Origin of the sequence: Nocardiopsis terrae (assembly GCF_014651695.1) — a bacterium.
GTDB classification, from domain to species: domain Bacteria; phylum Actinomycetota; class Actinomycetes; order Streptosporangiales; family Streptosporangiaceae; genus Nocardiopsis; species Nocardiopsis terrae.
The window spans coordinates 179,142-196,687 of record NZ_BMXJ01000004.1 but is presented as its reverse complement, the minus strand read 5'-3'; the positions used below and the strand labels follow the sequence as shown (position 1 = coordinate 196,687).

The 17,546-nt window shown below is 64.6% G+C and carries 21 protein-coding genes; 8 read left to right on the top strand and 13 right to left on the bottom strand.

The window, feature by feature from the left end:
- Window positions 1-145: 145 nt before the first annotated feature.
- The 3 genes from IE195_RS12420 to IE195_RS12410 all read left to right on the top strand — a co-directional run bounded on the left by IE195_RS12420 (window position 146) and on the right by IE195_RS12410 (window position 2,130).
- Window positions 146-958, top strand: coding sequence for a helix-turn-helix domain-containing protein (locus IE195_RS12420; RefSeq protein ID WP_225942406.1), 813 nt, complete (start codon window positions 146-148; stop codon window positions 956-958).
- Window positions 959-1,132: 174 nt separating this feature from the next.
- The gene (locus tag IE195_RS12415) at window positions 1,133-1,672 is read left to right on the top strand and encodes an ATP-binding protein (protein WP_191270888.1); all 540 of its coding nucleotides are present in this window, start codon (window positions 1,133-1,135) and stop codon (window positions 1,670-1,672) included.
- Window positions 1,669-2,130, top strand: a complete 462-nt coding sequence (locus IE195_RS12410; protein WP_191270886.1) for a hypothetical protein — start codon at window positions 1,669-1,671, stop codon at window positions 2,128-2,130. The genes IE195_RS12415 and IE195_RS12410 overlap by 4 nt, the downstream gene beginning before the upstream one ends.
- Before the next feature lie 192 nt (window positions 2,131-2,322).
- Here the strand turns inward: IE195_RS12410 and IE195_RS12405 are convergent, their stop codons facing one another.
- The 5 genes from IE195_RS12405 to IE195_RS12385 all read right to left on the bottom strand — a co-directional run bounded on the left by IE195_RS12405 (window position 2,323) and on the right by IE195_RS12385 (window position 6,939).
- Window positions 2,323-3,021, bottom strand: a complete 699-nt coding sequence (locus IE195_RS12405; protein WP_191270884.1) for a hypothetical protein — start codon at window positions 3,019-3,021, stop codon at window positions 2,323-2,325.
- 160 nt (window positions 3,022-3,181) lie between these two features.
- Window positions 3,182-4,477, bottom strand: a complete 1,296-nt coding sequence (hisS, locus tag IE195_RS12400; RefSeq protein ID WP_191270882.1) for a histidine--tRNA ligase — start codon at window positions 4,475-4,477, stop codon at window positions 3,182-3,184.
- A gap of 49 nt (window positions 4,478-4,526) precedes the next feature.
- A complete protein-coding gene (locus tag IE195_RS12395) occupies window positions 4,527-5,762 on the bottom strand; it encodes a hypothetical protein (RefSeq protein WP_191270880.1) in 1,236 nt (411 codons plus the stop codon).
- Window positions 5,763-5,803: 41 nt separating this feature from the next.
- On the bottom strand, window positions 5,804-5,968 hold the full coding sequence (locus IE195_RS12390) for a hypothetical protein (protein ID WP_191270878.1): 165 nt from the start codon (window positions 5,966-5,968) through the stop codon (window positions 5,804-5,806).
- A gap of 113 nt (window positions 5,969-6,081) precedes the next feature.
- A complete protein-coding gene (locus IE195_RS12385; protein WP_191270876.1) occupies window positions 6,082-6,939 on the bottom strand; it encodes a helix-turn-helix domain-containing protein in 858 nt (285 codons plus the stop codon).
- A gap of 116 nt (window positions 6,940-7,055) precedes the next feature.
- On the opposite strand from IE195_RS12385, the gene IE195_RS12380 reads away from it, so the two are divergent.
- The 3 genes from IE195_RS12380 to IE195_RS12370 all read left to right on the top strand — a co-directional run bounded on the left by IE195_RS12380 (window position 7,056) and on the right by IE195_RS12370 (window position 8,449).
- A complete protein-coding gene (locus IE195_RS12380) occupies window positions 7,056-7,616 on the top strand; it encodes a DUF6879 family protein (RefSeq protein ID WP_225942407.1) in 561 nt (186 codons plus the stop codon).
- A complete protein-coding gene (locus IE195_RS12375) occupies window positions 7,613-7,807 on the top strand; it encodes a DUF397 domain-containing protein (protein WP_191270872.1) in 195 nt (64 codons plus the stop codon). Before IE195_RS12380 ends, IE195_RS12375 begins: the two co-directional genes overlap by 4 nt.
- Before the next feature lie 174 nt (window positions 7,808-7,981).
- A complete protein-coding gene (locus tag IE195_RS12370) occupies window positions 7,982-8,449 on the top strand; it encodes an NUDIX hydrolase (RefSeq protein ID WP_191270870.1) in 468 nt (155 codons plus the stop codon).
- Between the two features lie 45 nt (window positions 8,450-8,494).
- Here IE195_RS12370 and IE195_RS12365 read toward each other — a convergent pair whose 3' ends face one another.
- Complete coding sequence (locus IE195_RS12365) at window positions 8,495-9,583, bottom strand: STM4015 family protein (RefSeq protein ID WP_191270868.1); 1,089 nt, start codon at window positions 9,581-9,583, stop codon at window positions 8,495-8,497.
- A gap of 186 nt (window positions 9,584-9,769) precedes the next feature.
- On the opposite strand from IE195_RS12365, the gene IE195_RS26690 reads away from it, so the two are divergent.
- Complete coding sequence (locus tag IE195_RS26690; RefSeq protein ID WP_373295658.1) at window positions 9,770-9,952, top strand: transposase; 183 nt, start codon at window positions 9,770-9,772, stop codon at window positions 9,950-9,952.
- A 208-nt stretch (window positions 9,953-10,160) separates the two neighbouring features.
- Here the strand turns inward: IE195_RS26690 and IE195_RS12360 are convergent, their stop codons facing one another.
- Window positions 10,161-10,616: an immunity protein YezG family protein gene (locus IE195_RS12360; protein ID WP_191270866.1), complete on the bottom strand. Its 456-nt coding sequence runs from the start codon at window positions 10,614-10,616 to the stop codon at window positions 10,161-10,163.
- A gap of 38 nt (window positions 10,617-10,654) precedes the next feature.
- Between IE195_RS12360 and IE195_RS26190 the strand changes: the two genes are divergently transcribed.
- Entirely contained in the window at window positions 10,655-11,185 is a 531-nt protein-coding gene (locus tag IE195_RS26190) for a transposase (RefSeq protein WP_268249174.1), read from the top strand.
- On the opposite strand, the gene IE195_RS12350 is transcribed toward IE195_RS26190, so the two are convergent.
- The 6 genes from IE195_RS12350 to IE195_RS12325 all read right to left on the bottom strand — a co-directional run bounded on the left by IE195_RS12350 (window position 11,182) and on the right by IE195_RS12325 (window position 17,384).
- Complete coding sequence (locus IE195_RS12350; protein WP_225942408.1) at window positions 11,182-11,361, bottom strand: toxin-antitoxin system YwqK family antitoxin; 180 nt, start codon at window positions 11,359-11,361, stop codon at window positions 11,182-11,184. The genes IE195_RS26190 and IE195_RS12350 overlap by 4 nt on opposite strands.
- Window positions 11,358-11,951, bottom strand: a complete 594-nt coding sequence (locus tag IE195_RS12345) for a hypothetical protein (protein ID WP_191270864.1) — start codon at window positions 11,949-11,951, stop codon at window positions 11,358-11,360. Before IE195_RS12345 ends, IE195_RS12350 begins: the two co-directional genes overlap by 4 nt.
- Before the next feature lie 90 nt (window positions 11,952-12,041).
- Window positions 12,042-12,845: an ISAs1 family transposase gene (locus IE195_RS12340; protein ID WP_191270861.1), complete on the bottom strand. Its 804-nt coding sequence runs from the start codon at window positions 12,843-12,845 to the stop codon at window positions 12,042-12,044.
- A gap of 203 nt (window positions 12,846-13,048) precedes the next feature.
- The gene (locus IE195_RS12335; RefSeq protein WP_225942409.1) at window positions 13,049-13,969 is read right to left on the bottom strand and encodes a hypothetical protein; all 921 of its coding nucleotides are present in this window, start codon (window positions 13,967-13,969) and stop codon (window positions 13,049-13,051) included.
- A 39-nt stretch (window positions 13,970-14,008) separates the two neighbouring features.
- Window positions 14,009-14,584: a hypothetical protein gene (locus IE195_RS12330; protein ID WP_229826182.1), complete on the bottom strand. Its 576-nt coding sequence runs from the start codon at window positions 14,582-14,584 to the stop codon at window positions 14,009-14,011.
- 10 nt (window positions 14,585-14,594) lie between these two features.
- Window positions 14,595-17,384 carry a hypothetical protein gene (locus tag IE195_RS12325; protein ID WP_191270856.1) on the bottom strand — a complete coding sequence of 930 codons (2,790 nt, stop codon included), beginning with the start codon at window positions 17,382-17,384 and terminating at the stop codon, window positions 14,595-14,597.
- Between the last annotated feature and the right edge of the window lie 162 nt (window positions 17,385-17,546).

Genomic DNA, 17,546 nt, shown 5'->3' with positions numbered 1-17,546 from the left:
TTCCATGGGATCTACTGTAATCAGTCCTGGCCGCACAGTGACGGTTGGGGTGATCGCTTTCCTATGTCTGAGGAGGGACGACATGGTTGCTGAGAGTCGGCGTGTGCCAGTTGAGGAAGATAGGCCTACGCGGGAAGGACGCTGCTTGGGTTGGGAAGGGTTCGGGGCGCGGGTGTGGGCGGCCCGCCGCAGCCTCTCCCTCTCCCTCGACTACCTGGCCGCGCAGGTCTACGTCACCACCGGGATGCTCCAGGAGGTCGAGTCCGGTGCCCTTGACCCCGGGCGTCGGGTCACCCAAGACCTGGACCGTGAACTCCGCCTGGCCGGGCAACTCTGGGACGCCTGGGCCGCCGCCCACCTGGCAACCCTCCTCCAGGGCGGCGCCACCGTTACCGACGCGCTCCCCGAAGTCCTCCAGGTTCGGGCCTACGCCCCTCTCGTCCTCCCGGACCCCTACCTCACCGACGCCTACGCCACCGCCCTGCACCGGGCCGAGCGCCCGATGGCCTGCGCATCCCTGGACGAGGACCGCCCGCACGTGGGCCGGCTCCTGCCCACCTCCGGCAGCGCCCCCTACCACTGCCTGGTCATCGATGAAGGCGCGCTCACTCGCACCCTCGCGGGCCCCGACGCCACCCGCGCCCAACTCCTCCACCTGCACCGCCTGGCCCAGTCCGACCGGATCACCGTGCACGTCATCCCCACCGGAACCCCCTACCACCCCGGTCTGCGCGGCGCCTTCTGGACGCTGAACTACTCGCCCGCCCACACACTCGTCTACACCCCGCAGCCCTGCGGTCCCGGCCACCTCACCAGCGAGGCCACCCATGTCAAGACCTATGCGGACCTCTTCGCCACCCTCCAGGGGGTCGCCCTGTCCGCCGAGGACTCCCTGCACCGCATCACCGAGATCGCCGCCCGCGTGCCCACCCCCGAACGCCGCGCGTTGCACTCCTGAAACCCCGACCGCTGAAACCCGCCGTCCCGGCAACCCCCGACAACCCGGGGCTCCTGATACCCGGACGGCTCAACCCCAGAGCCCGCACACGAAGAAGCTCTGGCGGGTGCGCCAACACCCCCAGAGCAGGCCGACCCAAATTCCACGATTGCGAAACCTGAAAGAGAGATCGACATGGCCATTGTGCCGCACGCCCGCGCCCCGATCCACACGCCCACCCCGGCCTTCTCCGGACGCCGCTGGCCCTCCCGCGTCTACCCCGGCGACCTCGTCCAGACCGCCTGGGTACGCTCCGACCTGGCCGCCGACCTCGCCCGCCTGGCCGACCTGCCCCGGGACACCACTGAGAACATCGTGCTCTGCGCCAGCGAGATGTTCGCCAACTCGTGCGACCACTCCCGCTCCGGCCAGGACCCCGAGGGGCGCGTCATCCGCACCCTGCACATGCCCGACGTCGCCACCCTCCACCTCGCCGTCATCGACGACGGCACCCGCGCCAGCGCCTCCGCCACCCGTCCCGAGATTCCGCGTCAGCGCAGCGTGGAGGAATGGGCCGAGGCCGAACGCGGCCGGGGCCTGCTGCTCATCCACCACCTCGCCACCGCTTGGGGCACCCGCGCGGCGCTGGACTTCCCCTTCTGCTCCGGCCTGGGCACCGTCACCTGGGCCGAGTTCACCCTCCCCGGACTCACCGCCCGCAAGGCCGCCCGGTGAACGCCCCCGCCCGCGCCACCACCGCCGAGATCCGCCGCGTCCTGGACACGCCCCGGGGCAGCCGCTTCTCCCACACCCGGACCGGCACCCGACCACCCACCCGCGAACAGCGCCTCCTGAATCAGATGGCCGACAACCCCCGGGTCGCCTACCGCCAGGCCCATGGCGAACTCCCGCACTGGATGAAGGTCGCCGCCCGGCAGCGCACCGAGCACGAACGCACCGCCCGACAGCCCTCGGAGGAACCCCCGCGCATCCCGCGCCCCCGTCCGGCCCCCGACGACGGACCGCGTCCCAAACCCCCGCTGCCGCCCCTGCCCCGGCGGCCACGGCCACGCCTCCACCGGCCGCACAGCCACCGCAAACCCCGCTCCCGCAGCGGCTGGTGCCTGGTCGCCTACACCCTGGCCGCCGCCACCGGAGCCCTCGCCCACCACCTGGCCACGGTTGTGCTGTAGCCACCCGCCACCGCTCCCACGGCAAGGCCGCGCCGGGACGCCCGTTCCGGCGCGGCCCGCACCTCTGCTCCTATACCAAGATTTCGGCCGTTCCTGCTCTGTTCTCTCAGTACTGGCCCTGAGGTCATATCCTGGCTTTTGGTGATGGCCGCGATGTCTGTTGTGTGCCCTTTAACTGCTGGTCGGCTGAGCTTAGGCCAGCTCCGCCACGAGACGCTCACCCGTCCACCGGGCGTGCTCGGACTGGTCCGTTTCCCTGCCACGGCGCCTGGCACCCAGGATTCTGTTCGCGCATACCCACAACTGACTGAGCTTGCCGTCCCGGGTGCTGAGGTCCTGGTTGAACCGTGCCGAGATCTCCTCGGTGAGCCGCGGAATCCGGAACACCGACGCCCACATCTTCGCTGCGTCCAACCCCTGGGGCATCAGTCCCCAACTGTCCCAGTCCAAGAGGAACAAGCGGGGAGCGGTGAGGTTCGCCCAGTGCAGATCACCATGACCGACCACCCAGCTGCGGATCGTGGTGTCGACAGGGGTGGAGAACGCCCCCGTGATGGAACGATCGATGTCCTCCTGCGCCAGGCCGATGCGGTTGGTGTCGGTCCGGGCCAGATGCGCCAGCGCATCGGCCAAGTCCTCCCACCACCGGCCGGTCACCTCGGGTGCCTTGTCCAGTGTGTAGGTGGTCGAGATCGTCTTCTCTGAGATCAGCGTCATCTCCTCGGCACGACAGACAAGACCGTTGTCCATCCAGTGCGCGGCTTGGATGAACAACGGCTTGGGGACGCCCTGCACAGCCATCGACGCTTCGATACCGCTGAACTCGCGCGGAAAGATCGCGTTCGGCGGGTGCCAGCTGATACGGGCCCAGGTTCCTCGTGCCGTCGGCATCCCCACTGCTGGTCGAAAACCCTGCGCCACCTGCCTACGGGTGACAAGACGGGTGCTGAGCCTGGAAGCTGCTTCTTCAAGAAGACCGGGCGGTCTCGGGCAGGCAGCGAGGCGTACGGGCGATGAAGTGCCGTGATCAGGGGCGGGTACGGTCACGCAGTCACCCTTCGATGCGAGCCCGGAAGTCGGCTCCAACCTGTGCCAGGGGGATTCGGTTCTGGTCGCCCGAGACCATGTCGCGGATAGTGACCTCGCCGGACTCCTGCTCTTCGGGACCGAAGATGACGGCGAATCGCGCGTGCTGAGCGTTGGCCCACTGAAGCTGCTTGCCGAGCTTGCCGGAGGACCCCAGGTAGGTGCCCACCCGCAGCCCCTGCGTGCGCAGTTCGCTCGCCAGCTTCATCAGCTCGGCCTGGCCGCCCAGTACCGTGATCGCCACATCGAGCCCGACGGCGGGAGCGTCGCCGGTGTCCTGCATGGCCAGGATGCGCTCGATGCCGATGGAACCGCCGCAGGCGGGCATGTCCGGGCCGCCTAGCGAGGCGACCAAGCCGTCGTAGCGGCCACCCGCCGCGATCGACCCGGGGAAGCCCTCGGCCTCGACCTCATAGATCGCGCCCGTGTAGTAGTCCAGGCCGCGCACCATGCGCGGGGCGAACACGGCCCGATCGCCGAGGCTGGCGGTCAGCTCCAGCAGGCTGTCGATCTGGGCGAGGCCGCGCTGGCCGCGCTCGTTGGTGGCGAGCTTTGAGCGGATCAGGTCCTGGTCGTCGGAGGCCACGTCCTCGGCCAGGCGCTCGGCACCCGTCACGTCCAGGCCGCGCTCATCGACCAGCTCCTTGGCCACGGCGCCGGCACCCACCTTGTCGAGCTTGTCCAGCGTGGACAGGACCCCGTCACCGTTCTCCTCGGCGACGCCGTAGACCTCCAGCAGGCCGCGGAGCGCTTCACGACTGTTGACGAGGAAACGGAACCGGTTCACCCCCAAGGCGTCCAGGCTCTCGGCCAGAGCCAGGACGACCTCGGCGTCAGCCAGCGGGGAGGAGGAACCCACCGTGTCGATGTCGCACTGCACGAACTCCCGGAACCGGCCCTCCTGGGGGCGGTCGGCCCGCCACACCGGGCCTATGGCGTAGCGTTTGTAGGGGTTGGGCAGCTTCGCCCCGTGGGTGCCGATGACCCGGGCCAGGGGAACCGTGTGGTCGTAGCGCAGGGCCAGGTCGGGCTTGCCGGAGGCCTCGTGCACCCCGCGACGCAGGATCTTGAACAAGAGCTGGGAGGCCTCTTCACCGTACTTGCCGGTCAGCACCTCCAGCCGCTCGAACGCGGGGGTCTCCAGCGGATCGAACCCGTAGCGTTCGAAGATGTCGCTGACGGTGGTGAACGCCGCCCTACGGCGGCGCAGGTCGTCGGCGAGGAAGTCCCTCGTTCCGGAGGGAGCTGCTGACTTGGCCATGTGAACGCTACTCCTGCTGTGACTTCACGGTTCCCGGGACGGCGTCAGACTACTGTGGGTCAGGCTCGCTGACCGACCAGTCAGGGAAGTGCCGGGCCAGGAGCGCGACCAGTGAGTCGCGGTCTCCGGGGCTGCTGTGACCGGTGTGCAGCAGCGGTGTGCCGTCGACGGCCTCCAGCTCCTCCCAACCGTTGAGCGAGTCCATGAGCGTGCGCACCCCCGTCATCAGGGACAGGGACATCTGCGGCACGATCGCGTCCAGGGCGTGTGCCTGGTAGTAGATCGAGGAGCGCCGGGGCGCGGTGGAGTCGATGCGTTCGGCGTAGTTGACCTCGCTCACCTGCGGGTAGCACGAGTCCAGCAGCACCTTCGGCACGTCCCACACCGGCATGAAGCAGTCCACCTCTCCGGTCCGGCGCTTGGGGTAGGGGAGCGGGCGGCGTCCGTTCATCAGGCAGAACAGCAGTTCGGCCATGACGTCCTCGCGGTTGTAGCCCATCAGGAGGCTGGAGCCGCCGATTTCCTTGTTGAGGGCCCGGCCCACCAGGTTGAGCAGCCAGGTACCGAAGAAGTGCGAGGAGTCCGGCCCGTAGGTGGACCTGATCTCGGTCCACAGGGCCTGGGGCGTGGTGCTCATCCCCAGCAGGGCCGCGATGTCCTCCGGGTAGAGGACGCGGTGGCCGAATCCGTTGCCCTCACAGAGCTCTCGCGCCCTGTCGGCGGCGGTCCCCCTCCAGAGGGGGTCAAGGACCACGGTGAAGCACAGCACCTGGTCGGCTGGCAGGCCTCGCGCCGTGGCGTAGCGGCGCAGCCCTTGGACGATGCTGCTGGAGTCGCCACCGCCGGAGATCCCGGCGACCAGCGGAAGCTCCACGCGGTGTTCTTGGAGGAAGTCCGCGATCTTGTCGAAGACCATCTCGCGGAGCTGTTCGTCGTCCACGAGGTGGACGCCGTGGAGGGAGTCCTTCTCCGCGTACTTCAGGTCGTACATCGCCGCGACCGGGCGGTTCGTGTGCGCGTACGCGGTGAGGGCGGGCGGAACCAGTTCGGCGTCGGTGTTGCGCATGCACTGGAGGATGACGTTGCTCGTCTCGGGGATCTCCTCCAGCGTGTGAGAGATGGGAACGGGCCGCAGGCTCCCGTCGCCGGGTACTTCGTAGGCCTGGAACATGGACGGCGGAAAGCGGTTCGCGCGCAGCAGATCAGCGAACGACAGTGCGTCCTTCTGCGCCAGGGGCCTTGCACCGTTGGCGAAGAGCAGTGTGACCCGTTCCCAGTTACTCACTCAGGACTCCCTTGCTTGATGGGATAGGCGGACTCGTCGGTCTAGAAGTGAGCGGTCAGGGCAGAGCAGGACAGGGTCTCCTCCACCTGGGGCACGGTCATCCGGTCCATGCCGAGTTCCGGCAGGGTGAGCGTCATGATCCTGCTGAGGTCCGTGGTGGTGAAGGGCATCGGGGCGGCCGGGGCCGTTGTGCTGTTGATGTTCATGCGGGCCTCTTCCGGGGGTTCATTGATTATCTGACCAGTATCAGACTTGAGTAAGACTAAGCTTGGACTTAGAACAGTGTCAACCAGGCACGTGTCCGGCTCTGGCTACGCGATCACATCGTGGTGGCGAGGTCGCGAATGAAGTCGCGTGAGTCGTCCTCGGGCAGGGCGTGTTCGGTCAGGCGCGTGTGGATCTCGCGGTACTGGTCGACCTCGTCCGGGTCGGTGAGAAGCAGTTCCCTCGTGAACGTCTCCACGATGACGGTGGGGCTATCGGCGTTCTCGAACAGCAGGAATCCGTTGCTCTGGAGATGGCCGAAGGAGGCGTGCAGGGGGAGAACCCGAAGAGAGACGTTGCTCAATGTGGCGATCGACAGCAACCGGTCCCACTGTGCAGGCAGGATCTCTCCTCCGTGCGGGTGCCAGCGCAGAGCGCTTTCGGTGAGGGTGAACTCGAAGCGCCGATCGGCATCGTAGAGCGCCTCCTGACGGCGCATTCGGGCCGCGACCGCCTGGGGGGTGTCGCCCTGGCCGGAGATGTCGACGGCGGTCAGCACCTGGCGAGCGTACCCGGCCGTCTGCAGCAGGCCCGGCACCAGGGACGGCTGGAAGGACCTCACGGTCCCGGAACGCTCCTCCAGCGCCTGGACCCCCGACTGTCCCGAAGCCATGCCCTGGGAGTGCACCGCCCGCCAGTGGCGGGACTCCACCAGCGCACTCTCCGCCAGCCCGGTGCCGTGGTGCAGTACTTGCGCCGAAGCGCGACAGGTTTCCAGCCAGGTCCGGACGTCTTCCTGTGAGGGCCGGGTCCGTCTGTTCTCGATCTTGGAGACCTTCGACTGCGACCAGCCCAGGGTGTCCGCCAGCTCCTGTCCGGACAGGCCGCGGTCCAGCCGGGTCGTCCGCAGCAGGGAAGCGAGTTCCTTCCTGGCCTTGTCGGTTCTCTTGCCCTCCGGCACACGGTCCCCCATAATATTCTTGTTTAAGTCTCATAAGGCTGCTTATGATCTTCTGGAAGGATCGCAGTCCAGACTAGCTTGCCCGCGCCACCGACACCCCATGGAGCAGCGCAGTGACCAGGATGTCGATGCCCGACTTCCTCCGTACCTTCAATGACTTCCACGACCAGGTCTTTCGCCTGGAGACCCTGGACTTCTACGACTCCGCCAGCGAACGCGCCCCGTTGGAGAGGTTCCGTGCGGGCCTTCCCCAGGACCCGTCATGGCTGGACCCATGGGCGGAGCGGGTCCGCTCGATCAGGCACAGGGGTGCCTCCATCGGCCGGGTACACGTCGTCAGTGAGCCGTTGACCGAATACGCCGTCTTCGAGATGACCTGCGCGTACCCGTCGAACGCCGACGCAGGAGAGGAGATCGCCATCCTGCCTCGACCAACCGCACACGAGCTGGGGGTTCCTGACGTGGACTACTGGCTCTTCGATGACGAGCGGACCGGCACCATGGTCTATGACGACACGGGCACGCTGTCCCACGTCGAAGTGTCCACCGATCCGGCACTCGTGCGTGAACACGCGCACTGGCGGCAGGTCTGCCGAGACCACGCCGTCCCGCTCAGGCGGTACCTGGCTCAGGCCGGACTCCAAGCACAGGTCGGTTCCGGACACCACACCCAGGAGGCTGACGTATGACCCCCCTTTTCCAGGACAGCGACTTCCGTAAGGCCAGCGGTAGCGGAACCGGCGACTGCGTCGAGGTCGCCCTTACCGACCACAACCCCGATTCGGTGGGCCTGCGCGACTCCAAGAACCCCCGCAGCACGGTTCTGGTGCTCACCTCAGCGGAGTGGCTCGCCTTCACCGGTGGCGCTCTGATGGCTTGAAGGGGCCTGTACCCGGTCCACCCTCCGTGAAGCAGACGGCCGCCCAGGGGCGTGATCGATTCGCGTCATGCCACTGGGCCCCGCGAACTCCTGCCCCGATTCTCACCGAAGGAGTAACGTGCCCGACCTCCCCGCCCGCGACTTTCGGGCGCAGGACTTTCGGGCGCAGGTGTGATGGCTCGTACCGAGTACTTCGACGACCCGAACGCCCCTGTGCCCAACAGTCTGGTGGTGGCGGCCAGCGCGGCTGTCGTTGATGACGAGGGGCGTCTGCTGTTGCAGCGGCGGGTGGACAACGGGCTGTGGGCGATGCCGGGCGGGGCGATGGAGATGGCCGAGAGCCTGCCGGAGGCGGCCGTGCGGGAGGTGCGCGAGGAGACCGGTTACGAGGTGGAGGTGACCGGTGTGGTGGGCACCTACACCGACGCCCGGCACGTGATCGCCTACAGCGACAGGGAGGTGCGCCGCCAGTTCAACGTGTGCTTCCGCGCTCGGGTGGTCGGGGGAGAACTCGCGGTCAGCGACGAGTCGCACGAGGCGGGCTGGTTCACCGCCGGGGAGATCGCCGGGCTGGACATGCACCACACCCAGCGCCTGCGCGTGGAGCACGCCTGCGGGGAGGGTTCCGCCCACGCCGGATGAGCCAGAGAAGGCGGGGCGCACACGGGGGGCGCTCCCGTGTGCGGCTCACTCAGCGACCGCCGGGTACAGCCAGGCTTCCTCCTCGTCCTCGTAGCCCTCCAGGTCCGGTTCCCGCCGGTCCGAGATGTCGACGCGGACTCCGGCCCCGGTGAACGCCTCGTGTATCCGCTCGGTCATGTCCTCGGACATGTAGTGATGGTGCAGGTCGAGCCGTTCGAGTGACCGGAAGGCCGGAGCGCTGAGCAGTGTCCGGGCGCCCTCGTCGGTGAGGGCGCCCAAGGAGAGGTCGAGAGTGCGCAGAGTGGGGGTCACGGGTGCCTCCGCCAGTGCCCGGACCCAGTCATCGGTGAATTCGGCGTTGCGCAGCCCCAGGTGGGGCAGCCCGGGGAAGGCCGTGCCGGACAGGAGGGAGCCGAGGTCGTCGGGGGCGGCCGCTCCGTCCTCCTCCACCCCCAGCCACAGTTCCAGGTGTTCGAGCTCGGGCAGCGAGGAGCCGGCGATGCTTTCGACCACGTCGGGGCTGATCCCGCTGCTCTGGATGGTGAGCCGGCGCAGCGACCGGTGTTCGCCGACCCCGAGGCGGAGACCGTCGCTCCCCCGCACGGTCAGCTCGGTGAGCCGCGGGTAGGCGGTGAGCAGGGGGCCCAGATCGCCGTGCCCGATCCAGGAGATCTCACTCTCCTCCCGAAGGACCTCCCCGAAGAAGAGCGCGCGCAGGCGGGGCAGGTGCGGGGCGAGCGCGATGAGCTCATCGCGGAGCCGGTCCGACTCCGTCGAACAGTGGTGGGAGATGAACGGGAACTTCCCGATGATCAGCGCGGTGATCGTCCGGGTGTCCACGGTCCCGGTGAACCGGTCCAGGTAGGCGCCCAGTCCCTCGGACGGTTCAGTGCGCTCCCCGGTGCCGGGGAGGAGACCGGTCGGTTCCATGCGCAACCGCCAGGCGAACGCCCCCGGTTCACCGATGGCGCGCGCCAGGTCCTCTTCCGGTTCCGGCCCCTGCGCAAGGACCCGTTTCCCCCTGCGCCATGCCGGTTCCCGGTCTTCGTGGAACCGGTTGTCGGCGGTGTCCCGGCCGGTGAACTCGACGACGGGCAATCCCGCGAACCGGGTGAGGTGCTCGTAGTTCGGCACGGACGTACTCCCTGGTGGGTGAGGATGGCGGGCTCTTGTGTACCACCCTTGGCCCGTGCTCGTCGCCTGCCGCCCGTCATGTTCACCGGATGCCTGTCCGTCCCCAGCGAGGACACGCCCTCGACAAGTGGGGGAGGGGCCGTAGGGTGCCGCTGAACGTCACCTCGGCCCTCTACCTTGGCTGCCATGAATCCTCAGGCGTCGCTGTCCGTTCCCCTTCCCTCCGGCCGCATGCTCTCGTTCCTGCCCTGGTACGCGCCGGAATTGAACCCGGTCGAGCCGCTGTGGTCACACATGAAGAGCGCGGTCTGGCCAACCGCGGGTTCCGGGGCTTGGGTGAGCTGGAGAAGGCGATGCGCTCCCATCTGAGGTCGGTGCAGAAACGTACCGACCTATTGAGAGGGTTCATCGACTCGGTGGGGTTGGAGCCCTCGCCATTCCCGTCAACCGCATGATCAAAGATCAGTAGATTCTGCTCTTCGGAATCCATTCAGGAACACAAATCTTCCCGGTAGATTTCCGTTCAAACTTTTTCGATCAACTGACTCACACCAGGCGGAAGATCCGCTTGGTACTTTTAATCTTCTCGCCTTGCCTCTTCGAGATTTTCCCTCAGCCAGTCAGGAGTGAACTCCTCGCTCCGCGGATACAGGTCAATTTCATCCAAGAAATCCCTTGCCCCCGGAGAAAATGTAAACGGAGGGTAGTCGTCATAGTTGAACCTGGATTTGAATCTTCCTTCGTTCGAGATCATGAGCTCCCACGAGAACCACGTCCCCTGGTTCTCCTTGTACATTCCAGCTCTTAGTTCCATGGTATTTGGGAAAAATTTGCCAGGAACTTCAATCCTGACAACCTCACCGTCTTCTTTTTCCACCTCCGTATTCATGATCCCGTACTCCCCCATATACATCACAAAAAGCCGTCCATACTTCCAGCCGTCAGGAAGGTTCTCCGACAAATCAAACGCTATGGCAGAGATCGCCTCCTGTTCCTCCATTGGTCCCATGTGGCCTTTTTTTCTGCCGAGCATAATTTCCCTACTTGAGGCGTGGCTTGTTTACGTAGTGAATCGCCTGCTGGACCCAGGGCCTGGACGCGGTCCGTCCGGGCCCGACTGACGACGCCACTGCCCTCACCGCCGCCCAGCTGCGTGAGGTCGTCAACCGCCTCATCACTGCCGGGTACTGGTGCCCAGGCGATCCGGACATCTTGATCGTCATGGACAGCGGCTACGACGTCACCCGTCTGGCGTTCGTCTTGGCCGACCTGCCCGTGCAGCTGGTGGGCAGGATCCGCCGGGGCGTCAGCGCAGGATCCGTTCACGTATTCAGGCGGGGGTGTGCAGGGAATCGCCGGGAAGGTAGCAGGAATCCAACCGGTAGGCGGTGTTCTCCATTCGGCATCCGAACTCGGGATCCCCTTGTGGTCGTAGGGCCCCGGTCGGCTCCCGTTTCACTGGAGGACCGGGACGACACGGTACTGACGGTTGTCAGAACCCGACCAGGTTGGCTTTCCCGTGCTCACAGCCAGGGTGCGGGGTATTGTTCGCCGGTTTCGGGGTCGGTCATGAGTGTGGTCGGCTCGAAGCGTTTCTGCTAGACGATGTTGAGGTTCTCGTCCAGCTCACGGTGGATGATCTTGTTGCCCAGGGCGTCGTAGATCGTCTCCCGCAGCAGGCGCCCCTGTTCGTCCCACTCGTGCCAGGGGCCGACCGGTCCATAAGGATCCTGGTGTACTCCTTGTAGAGTAAGTTTTCCACTTGGCGACCAAATCAAAAAGGACCGTCCTCCAGGCCTTCCACGAAGGTGTGGAGCTCGGTAGCGCCGGATTCGAGCACACGGATGGCCTCGCCAGTGTAGGAGTCTCCCTCGTAGGCGATCAAATCACCAAACACCAAGTTCCTCATCAGGGGGGCCTCAATATAGCCACCCACCCCTGGTGCATCAGGATTTGCTGGCACATCACGCCAAGGCCTGAACTGATTCTCTCCTGTGTCAGGGGCGACAAATAGATGCTGTGGTGATTTTGTCTCGCTATAAACGAGAACCCCTTGGTCATCCCAAGTGCGCAGTAGTCTTACTGTGCCATCTGAGAAGTCATCTACCCTCTCTTCTCTGAGATTTCCCCCAGAGTCCCATGTGAACCTTGGGCCGATTGCATGGTTGCCAATCCTATTGGAGTATTCAAGAATGCTGCCGGTTTCGCCAATCAGAAAAGAAGGCCCTTGTGTGTATCCTTTAATGAAGGTTTGAACATCCGCACATTTTCCGTCCATCTCGATCAGTTGCCCAATAAGCGACCCTCCGGGAAGGCGGGCAGTCACATCATCCAGAAACTCAACATCACCAGAGTCAATTCTTTTCATTTCCCTGCTCGTCCTTTCCTGTTCTTCGGTATTCAGGGTGGTTCGGTGTCGTGGTGTTCTTGCCGACCTTGGGTGCAGAAATTCCCTCAGTCAAAACAGTACAATTTGCACAACAGGGGCAATCCAAAGCGGAATCACCTTCTTTGAGGGTGAATGGGCGGTCTTGATCGTGCGGGTCTCGCGGCGGCCGTGCCCGGTATCGCGTGTGGTGTGTGCGGGCACGTGCTTCCAGGGCAGGTTCTTGAGCTGGGCGTACAGGTGTTTGTTGTTGTCCTTGACGGTGAAGACGTAGTGTCCGCCCAGTTCCTGGATGGTGGTGGCGGTGTCGGTCTGGGTGTGCATCGCGTCGACCGTGACCACAGCCCCGTTGATGTCGATGAACCCGAGCAGGTCCCGCACGGCGGGGATCTCGTTGCTCTTGGCGTCCACCGCGACCTGGCCCAGGGTGGTGGTGCCGCACAAGGCAGCGACCAGGTGTGGTGCCCGTTCGGTGTTGGTGCGGGCGCCGCGCAGGGTCTTGCCGTCCAGTGAGATGACCCGCAATCCGTTGATCACGGCCACTCGGGTGGCGGCCCAGGCGCCCAGCACGTGGTCGAGCAGGTCCGCGTCCAGTCGGGCGAAGGTGCGGCGGAAGGTCGCCTCGTCGGCGGCTCCCCGGACCATGCCCAGGGTGGTGAGTGTGTGGGTGGTGCTCTCGGCGGCCCATTGGCCGATCGCGGTGAACCCTTTGGCTCCGGCCAGGGTCGCGCAGACTGCTACCGCGATCAGTGCGGCCAGTCGGTGGCGTCGTCCGCGGGGTTTGCGTGGGTCAGTCACACGGGCGAGGGCCTGGAGGAGGTGGTCCTGGCGTGAGAGGGGTTCGACGATGAGCTCGCCGGGGTGAGACGATGGCATACGCGGGCGTGTTCCTCGGACCGATGGCAGCGTGAAGAACTTCCATCCAACCGGGTCGGACACGCACGCACCTGTTCGTCCCGCCTACAAAGGTGCAGGTCACATCCCTGCCGCCCGACTTTTCCGGAGCTCTGGGTTGGACCCCTGCCCCATTCCGTCAAACACCTCATCAAAGATCAGTAGCAGATGAAGTGTCCGTATTCTCATCGATCGGATGCCGCGGCCTTCCACCACCAATGGCCTTCAGGGACACCGTCCGGAACTGCGGAAGGTGTGGCCTGCGCCAGGGGAAGTTTCTCGCGTAGCTTTTCATCCACATCATCGATGTCTTCCGCACTCACCAAAGAGAACGTCACACCGCCCAGGTAGGACTCGAAGAGGTTTTCCAGAGCCGACCTGTACAGGCATGCGGCATACCACCACTGCTCCGACGGGGCCAAAGCATAGTTCTCGGCGTGAGTCAGGTAGTGATCGAGCTCTGCTGACCGTGCTGCGACGTGTTGCGCCACCCGGATCCGCTGTTGCTCGTCTCCCACCGGATCACCGGCCTGGAGCCTGGCCCCCCAGAGCAGGAGCAGCGCCCGGTCGAACGGAACTCCATCATCAGCCAGGTCGGACAGGGCCTGGCGCAGTAGTTCTTCCGCGGTTCCTTCGAAGGTGTGCACCGGTTCGGCTGGGGGCGTGGGCCACCCGTGGGCCTCGAAGTGAGCCCGGCCATCGGCTTCTACCGTTACCTCTGTGGCCAGGGCCATCGTGGCCAGGGGGGTTTCGGCAGCCTGCCGTAGGAAGGTGAGGATTCGAGCGCCGCCTGAATCCGTCTCGTCTTTGACCAGAGCCCCTTCGTGCACGGTCGCGGTGGCAGAGGCGTAATAAGCATGCACCGGCGTACCCTCTCGACGTTCCCCGGCCGACAGCTCCAACAGCCGACGCTTGGACTGGGTAGCCGCGACGATCGGGGCATCGAACTCCAGGTTGTGCGCCTCCGAATGTAGGGTCTCGACCAACCTGGAACGCTCCGAACCGGGGTCCGCCCGTACACCGGATCGGCCCAGCGCCGCCACTTCGCTCAAATCCTGTTCCAGGCGCCTCTGCACAAGCCCGGGGTCGGCCAGAAGTCGATCCATGGCAACTTCCTGGGGTGACCTTTCAAAAGACATTCAGTACTACACTCCGTCCCAATGATCGTATTCAAGGCGTGACTTTCGTTCGTCTTCGCTCATGTCCTGTTGCTGCGGTGCGTGCCACCACCAGTGGCTCTCAGGAACCCATTTCGGAATATCATCTTCCCGAACAGGCGGAGCCTCGTCGGAGACCTCTCTGAGGGTCTGATCAATATCAGCGATCTCTTCAGCGAACCCTCCACGGATTTCCGCTCTTCTCACTTCATCCCAAACCACGAACTCGTCGTTGAAAATCTGCAAAACAGACCTCATTAGACAGGCTGGCTCGTAGCCATTGAGTCTTCCGAGTTCTGCATAATCAGAACAATCTCCCAGATAATGGTAGAGGCCCATGAAGTTTGAACTGTCGGAAATGAGTTGTGTAAACTTAACTCTGAACTCATATAATTCCCCAGCGGGTACCTCTGAGGAGCTCAGGTGAAGAAACAGAGAGGGTAGGAGACTGAAGGATGATTTTACTCTGGCGCCTTCCCTTGGGTTTTTGCTCTCGAGTTTTTCGATGATCGCATTCATGTAGTCTCGGGGGTGGCTGAAATCTGACATCATGTTCCGTCGCATTTACTCATGATCACATCTTACCAAAAGTCGGAACCAGAACGCGCCCGTCGGCTGTGACCAGAAGTCGAGCTTTGACTGACCCAGGCTCCCCCTCTTCGTTGATAATTGGGTTTCCGTCTCTGTCTATGGATCGCTCAAATACTATTCTTTGGGATCCATCATCGGATATCACAGGGTCGCCTGAAATGTGGCCCTCGCGTATGGTCTGCTCCATGCTGTCTAGATAGTCCTGGACGACCTTTGGAGAAAAATCAGAAGAAATATCCCGCTCTGCTGCGGTCAGCGACTTCTCGACCTCAGGGAGTTCCTTGTAGTGTTTTCTTGCGTGGTAGGCGGCGGAGTTTGCGTCTCCCATTCCGATGCGACCGGACTCTTCTCGGATCGCATCCACGAGCTCCCTGGTCGGCAGGCTGGTATCAATTTTCACGAAATCTTCCCCTCGTGCGCTGCGTACGACATCTCGATCATATGAAATGCGGGACTCCAGGCGTGTTTCCAATTCCAACATCATCTGCTTCGCCCCTGGTCTTGCCTGATTCTTGGTGAGGCTCTCCCGCTCCATGACTCCTTGGGATGCTTCAGTGAAGGCGGCCTTGTAGTACTCATACCTATAGGCGAATTCACGAGGGTTGGATGCGCCGTCAAGGGCAAATTTGATTGCCTTTGGATTCAGGATCTTGTCAATCTTCGATCCGCCGATCATTTCCGCATTAACTGTTGTTGCCAGTCGCTGCCATTGATCTCCGTCACGCGAATGTTCTCCGCGCAGTCTTGCTATTTCCTCATCTGACATCCCAGCTTTCAAGCGATCTTCAAGTTTAGTTGCTTTAGCGAGCCTCTTCTCTAGGTCTGGTCCTGTGATTTTGTCAGGTTCGGATGGGCTTGAGGGTCCTTCGGTCGGAGGGTTGCCCCCTGAGGCGTTTGTGGTGCCTCTGTCAGAAGGCAAGTCGGAAATGACTGAATGGGTGTTCTCTTTTTCTGTGAATTCCGGGCCGGGCTTCTTTTCGTTAAAGGAGCCCTCGTTGTCGCCTGGGCCGTCATTGTGAGGACCGGGGCCCTTGTCGGCCTGGTTTTGGACGGTGTTCTTGTCGTCTTGCAGGTCGACGCTGCGGTCGCCGGTCTGCTGCTCAGGGGTCTCGTTGCCTGAACGGGTGCCTGTGCCGGGGGCGTCGATCTTGGTGGCGTTGGCCTGGGTTGGGGTACCGGTGGGGGTCTTCTTGGACTCGGCGAAGGTGTCATCATCGCCTCGGCCACCCGCATAGGCGGGTTCTTCCTCGGAGCCGTTCTTCTTGGGGTTGGGCTCGACGGAATCCTTGGGGTCGCCAGTCCAAGTGGGGGCTTTCTTGGCGTCGGACTTCTTGGCGCCCTCGCTCGCGTCATTGTCCCGGTTGCTGGACTCAAGGGAGGCGACCCTCTCAGCCCGGTCCAGGTCACCTGCTCTGGGGTCGGCCTCCTGGCCGTTGTGTGTCAGACGCGCATGGGAGGGGCGGCCAGCTGCAGAGGACTCACCGCTGCTCGAACTTCCACCGCCGCCGTTGACGGTGGCGTTCAGCCGGTCCAGGGAGGCCGTCATCTCGGCTTTCTGGGCCGGGGTGAAGCTGCTGGTGTCGATGTTGACCACAGGGGCCCCGCTGCCCCCGTAGGCGGGCATCTCCGGGAGCTCGGGCAGGTCCACATCCATGCCCGAACCACCGCGGCCGGAGCTGCCCATGCCGTCCAGGACGGCCGCGCCGCGCCAGAGCATCAACGGCACACCCACCACCGCGCCCACACCCGTGGCGGTCAGGGCCGCACCACCCACGGTCGCCCCGATGTTGAGCAACGCGGTACCGATCACATAACCGGGCCGCTCCCCCCACTCCTCCCAGGGCACCACCGAGTGCGCCAGGTCCTTCCAGGCCTCACCCGCCGAGCCCAAACCGGACCAGCCCAGGGAGTCGCTCTCGGCGTCATACATCCCCACCAACGAGGCCGCCGAGGTCAGGTTGTCCCAGTGGTACTCCTTGAGCGCATCCCCCCAGGACTGGTTGAACCACCCCTGTGAGGAGTGCGCACCCACCATCGCGCCCACATCCTCGGCCGCGCCCACACCGAAGTCCCACACCGCATCACCCACGTCGCGGACCCACCCGTGGTCGGTCTCTGCGGCGGCCTCGCCCCAGGCGGTGGGGATCTCCTCCAGATCGACGCCCACCCCGTGCACGAACTGGTTCGCCTGGGGCATCGCACCGTCCAGGTCGTCCTCGCTGACGAAGTCGGTGCGCCCGGCGATACCGATGTTGATCTTGTCGGCGCAGGCGACCTCGGCTTCCTTGAAGTCCTCCACCAGGTTCGCGGCCCGCAGCAGCAGCTCTTTGTTCCTGGCGACGTTGGAGCTGTCCCCCCAGCCGAGGGGGCCATCGCCCTTGTCCCAGTCCTCGCCCTCGTCGGCGATCTCGATCCGGAAGGCGTTGACGTCGTTCTTGAGGGTGCGCCAGTCCGCCTGGATCTCGCGGACGGTCTCGGCGAAGGTCTCCAGGGCGCTGGCCACACGTTCGGTGGCCAGCTCGATCACGGCTCCGTTGGAGGTCACCGGGGCCAGGGCCGAGTACAGTTCCTCGGCCTCGGGGGCGCTGTAGCACTCGCTCAGCCCGTCCCAGGCCGAGACGATGTCATCGCCGGTCTGGGACATGTTCACGCCGCCGGTGCGCAGCTTTCTGGCGTGTGATTCCAGTATGTGGGTGAGGGTTTCGGGGACCGGGAACAGGCTGGGGTCGATCTTGCCCGCGCAGTCGATCGGCTCGATCTCTTCGGTGGGCACGGCACACCACTCCAAAAGGGGGAAGGCAAGGGGGTCAGGGGAGGCAAGGGGCCAATGGCGGATCCGGGGCAGAGCGACACCACCGCCCGGCCAGGGCCGGTCAGGCCCCAAGAGGTCAGACGAGGCGGCCCGCGCCCGGTCCGCCCACCGGCCCGGAGGGGG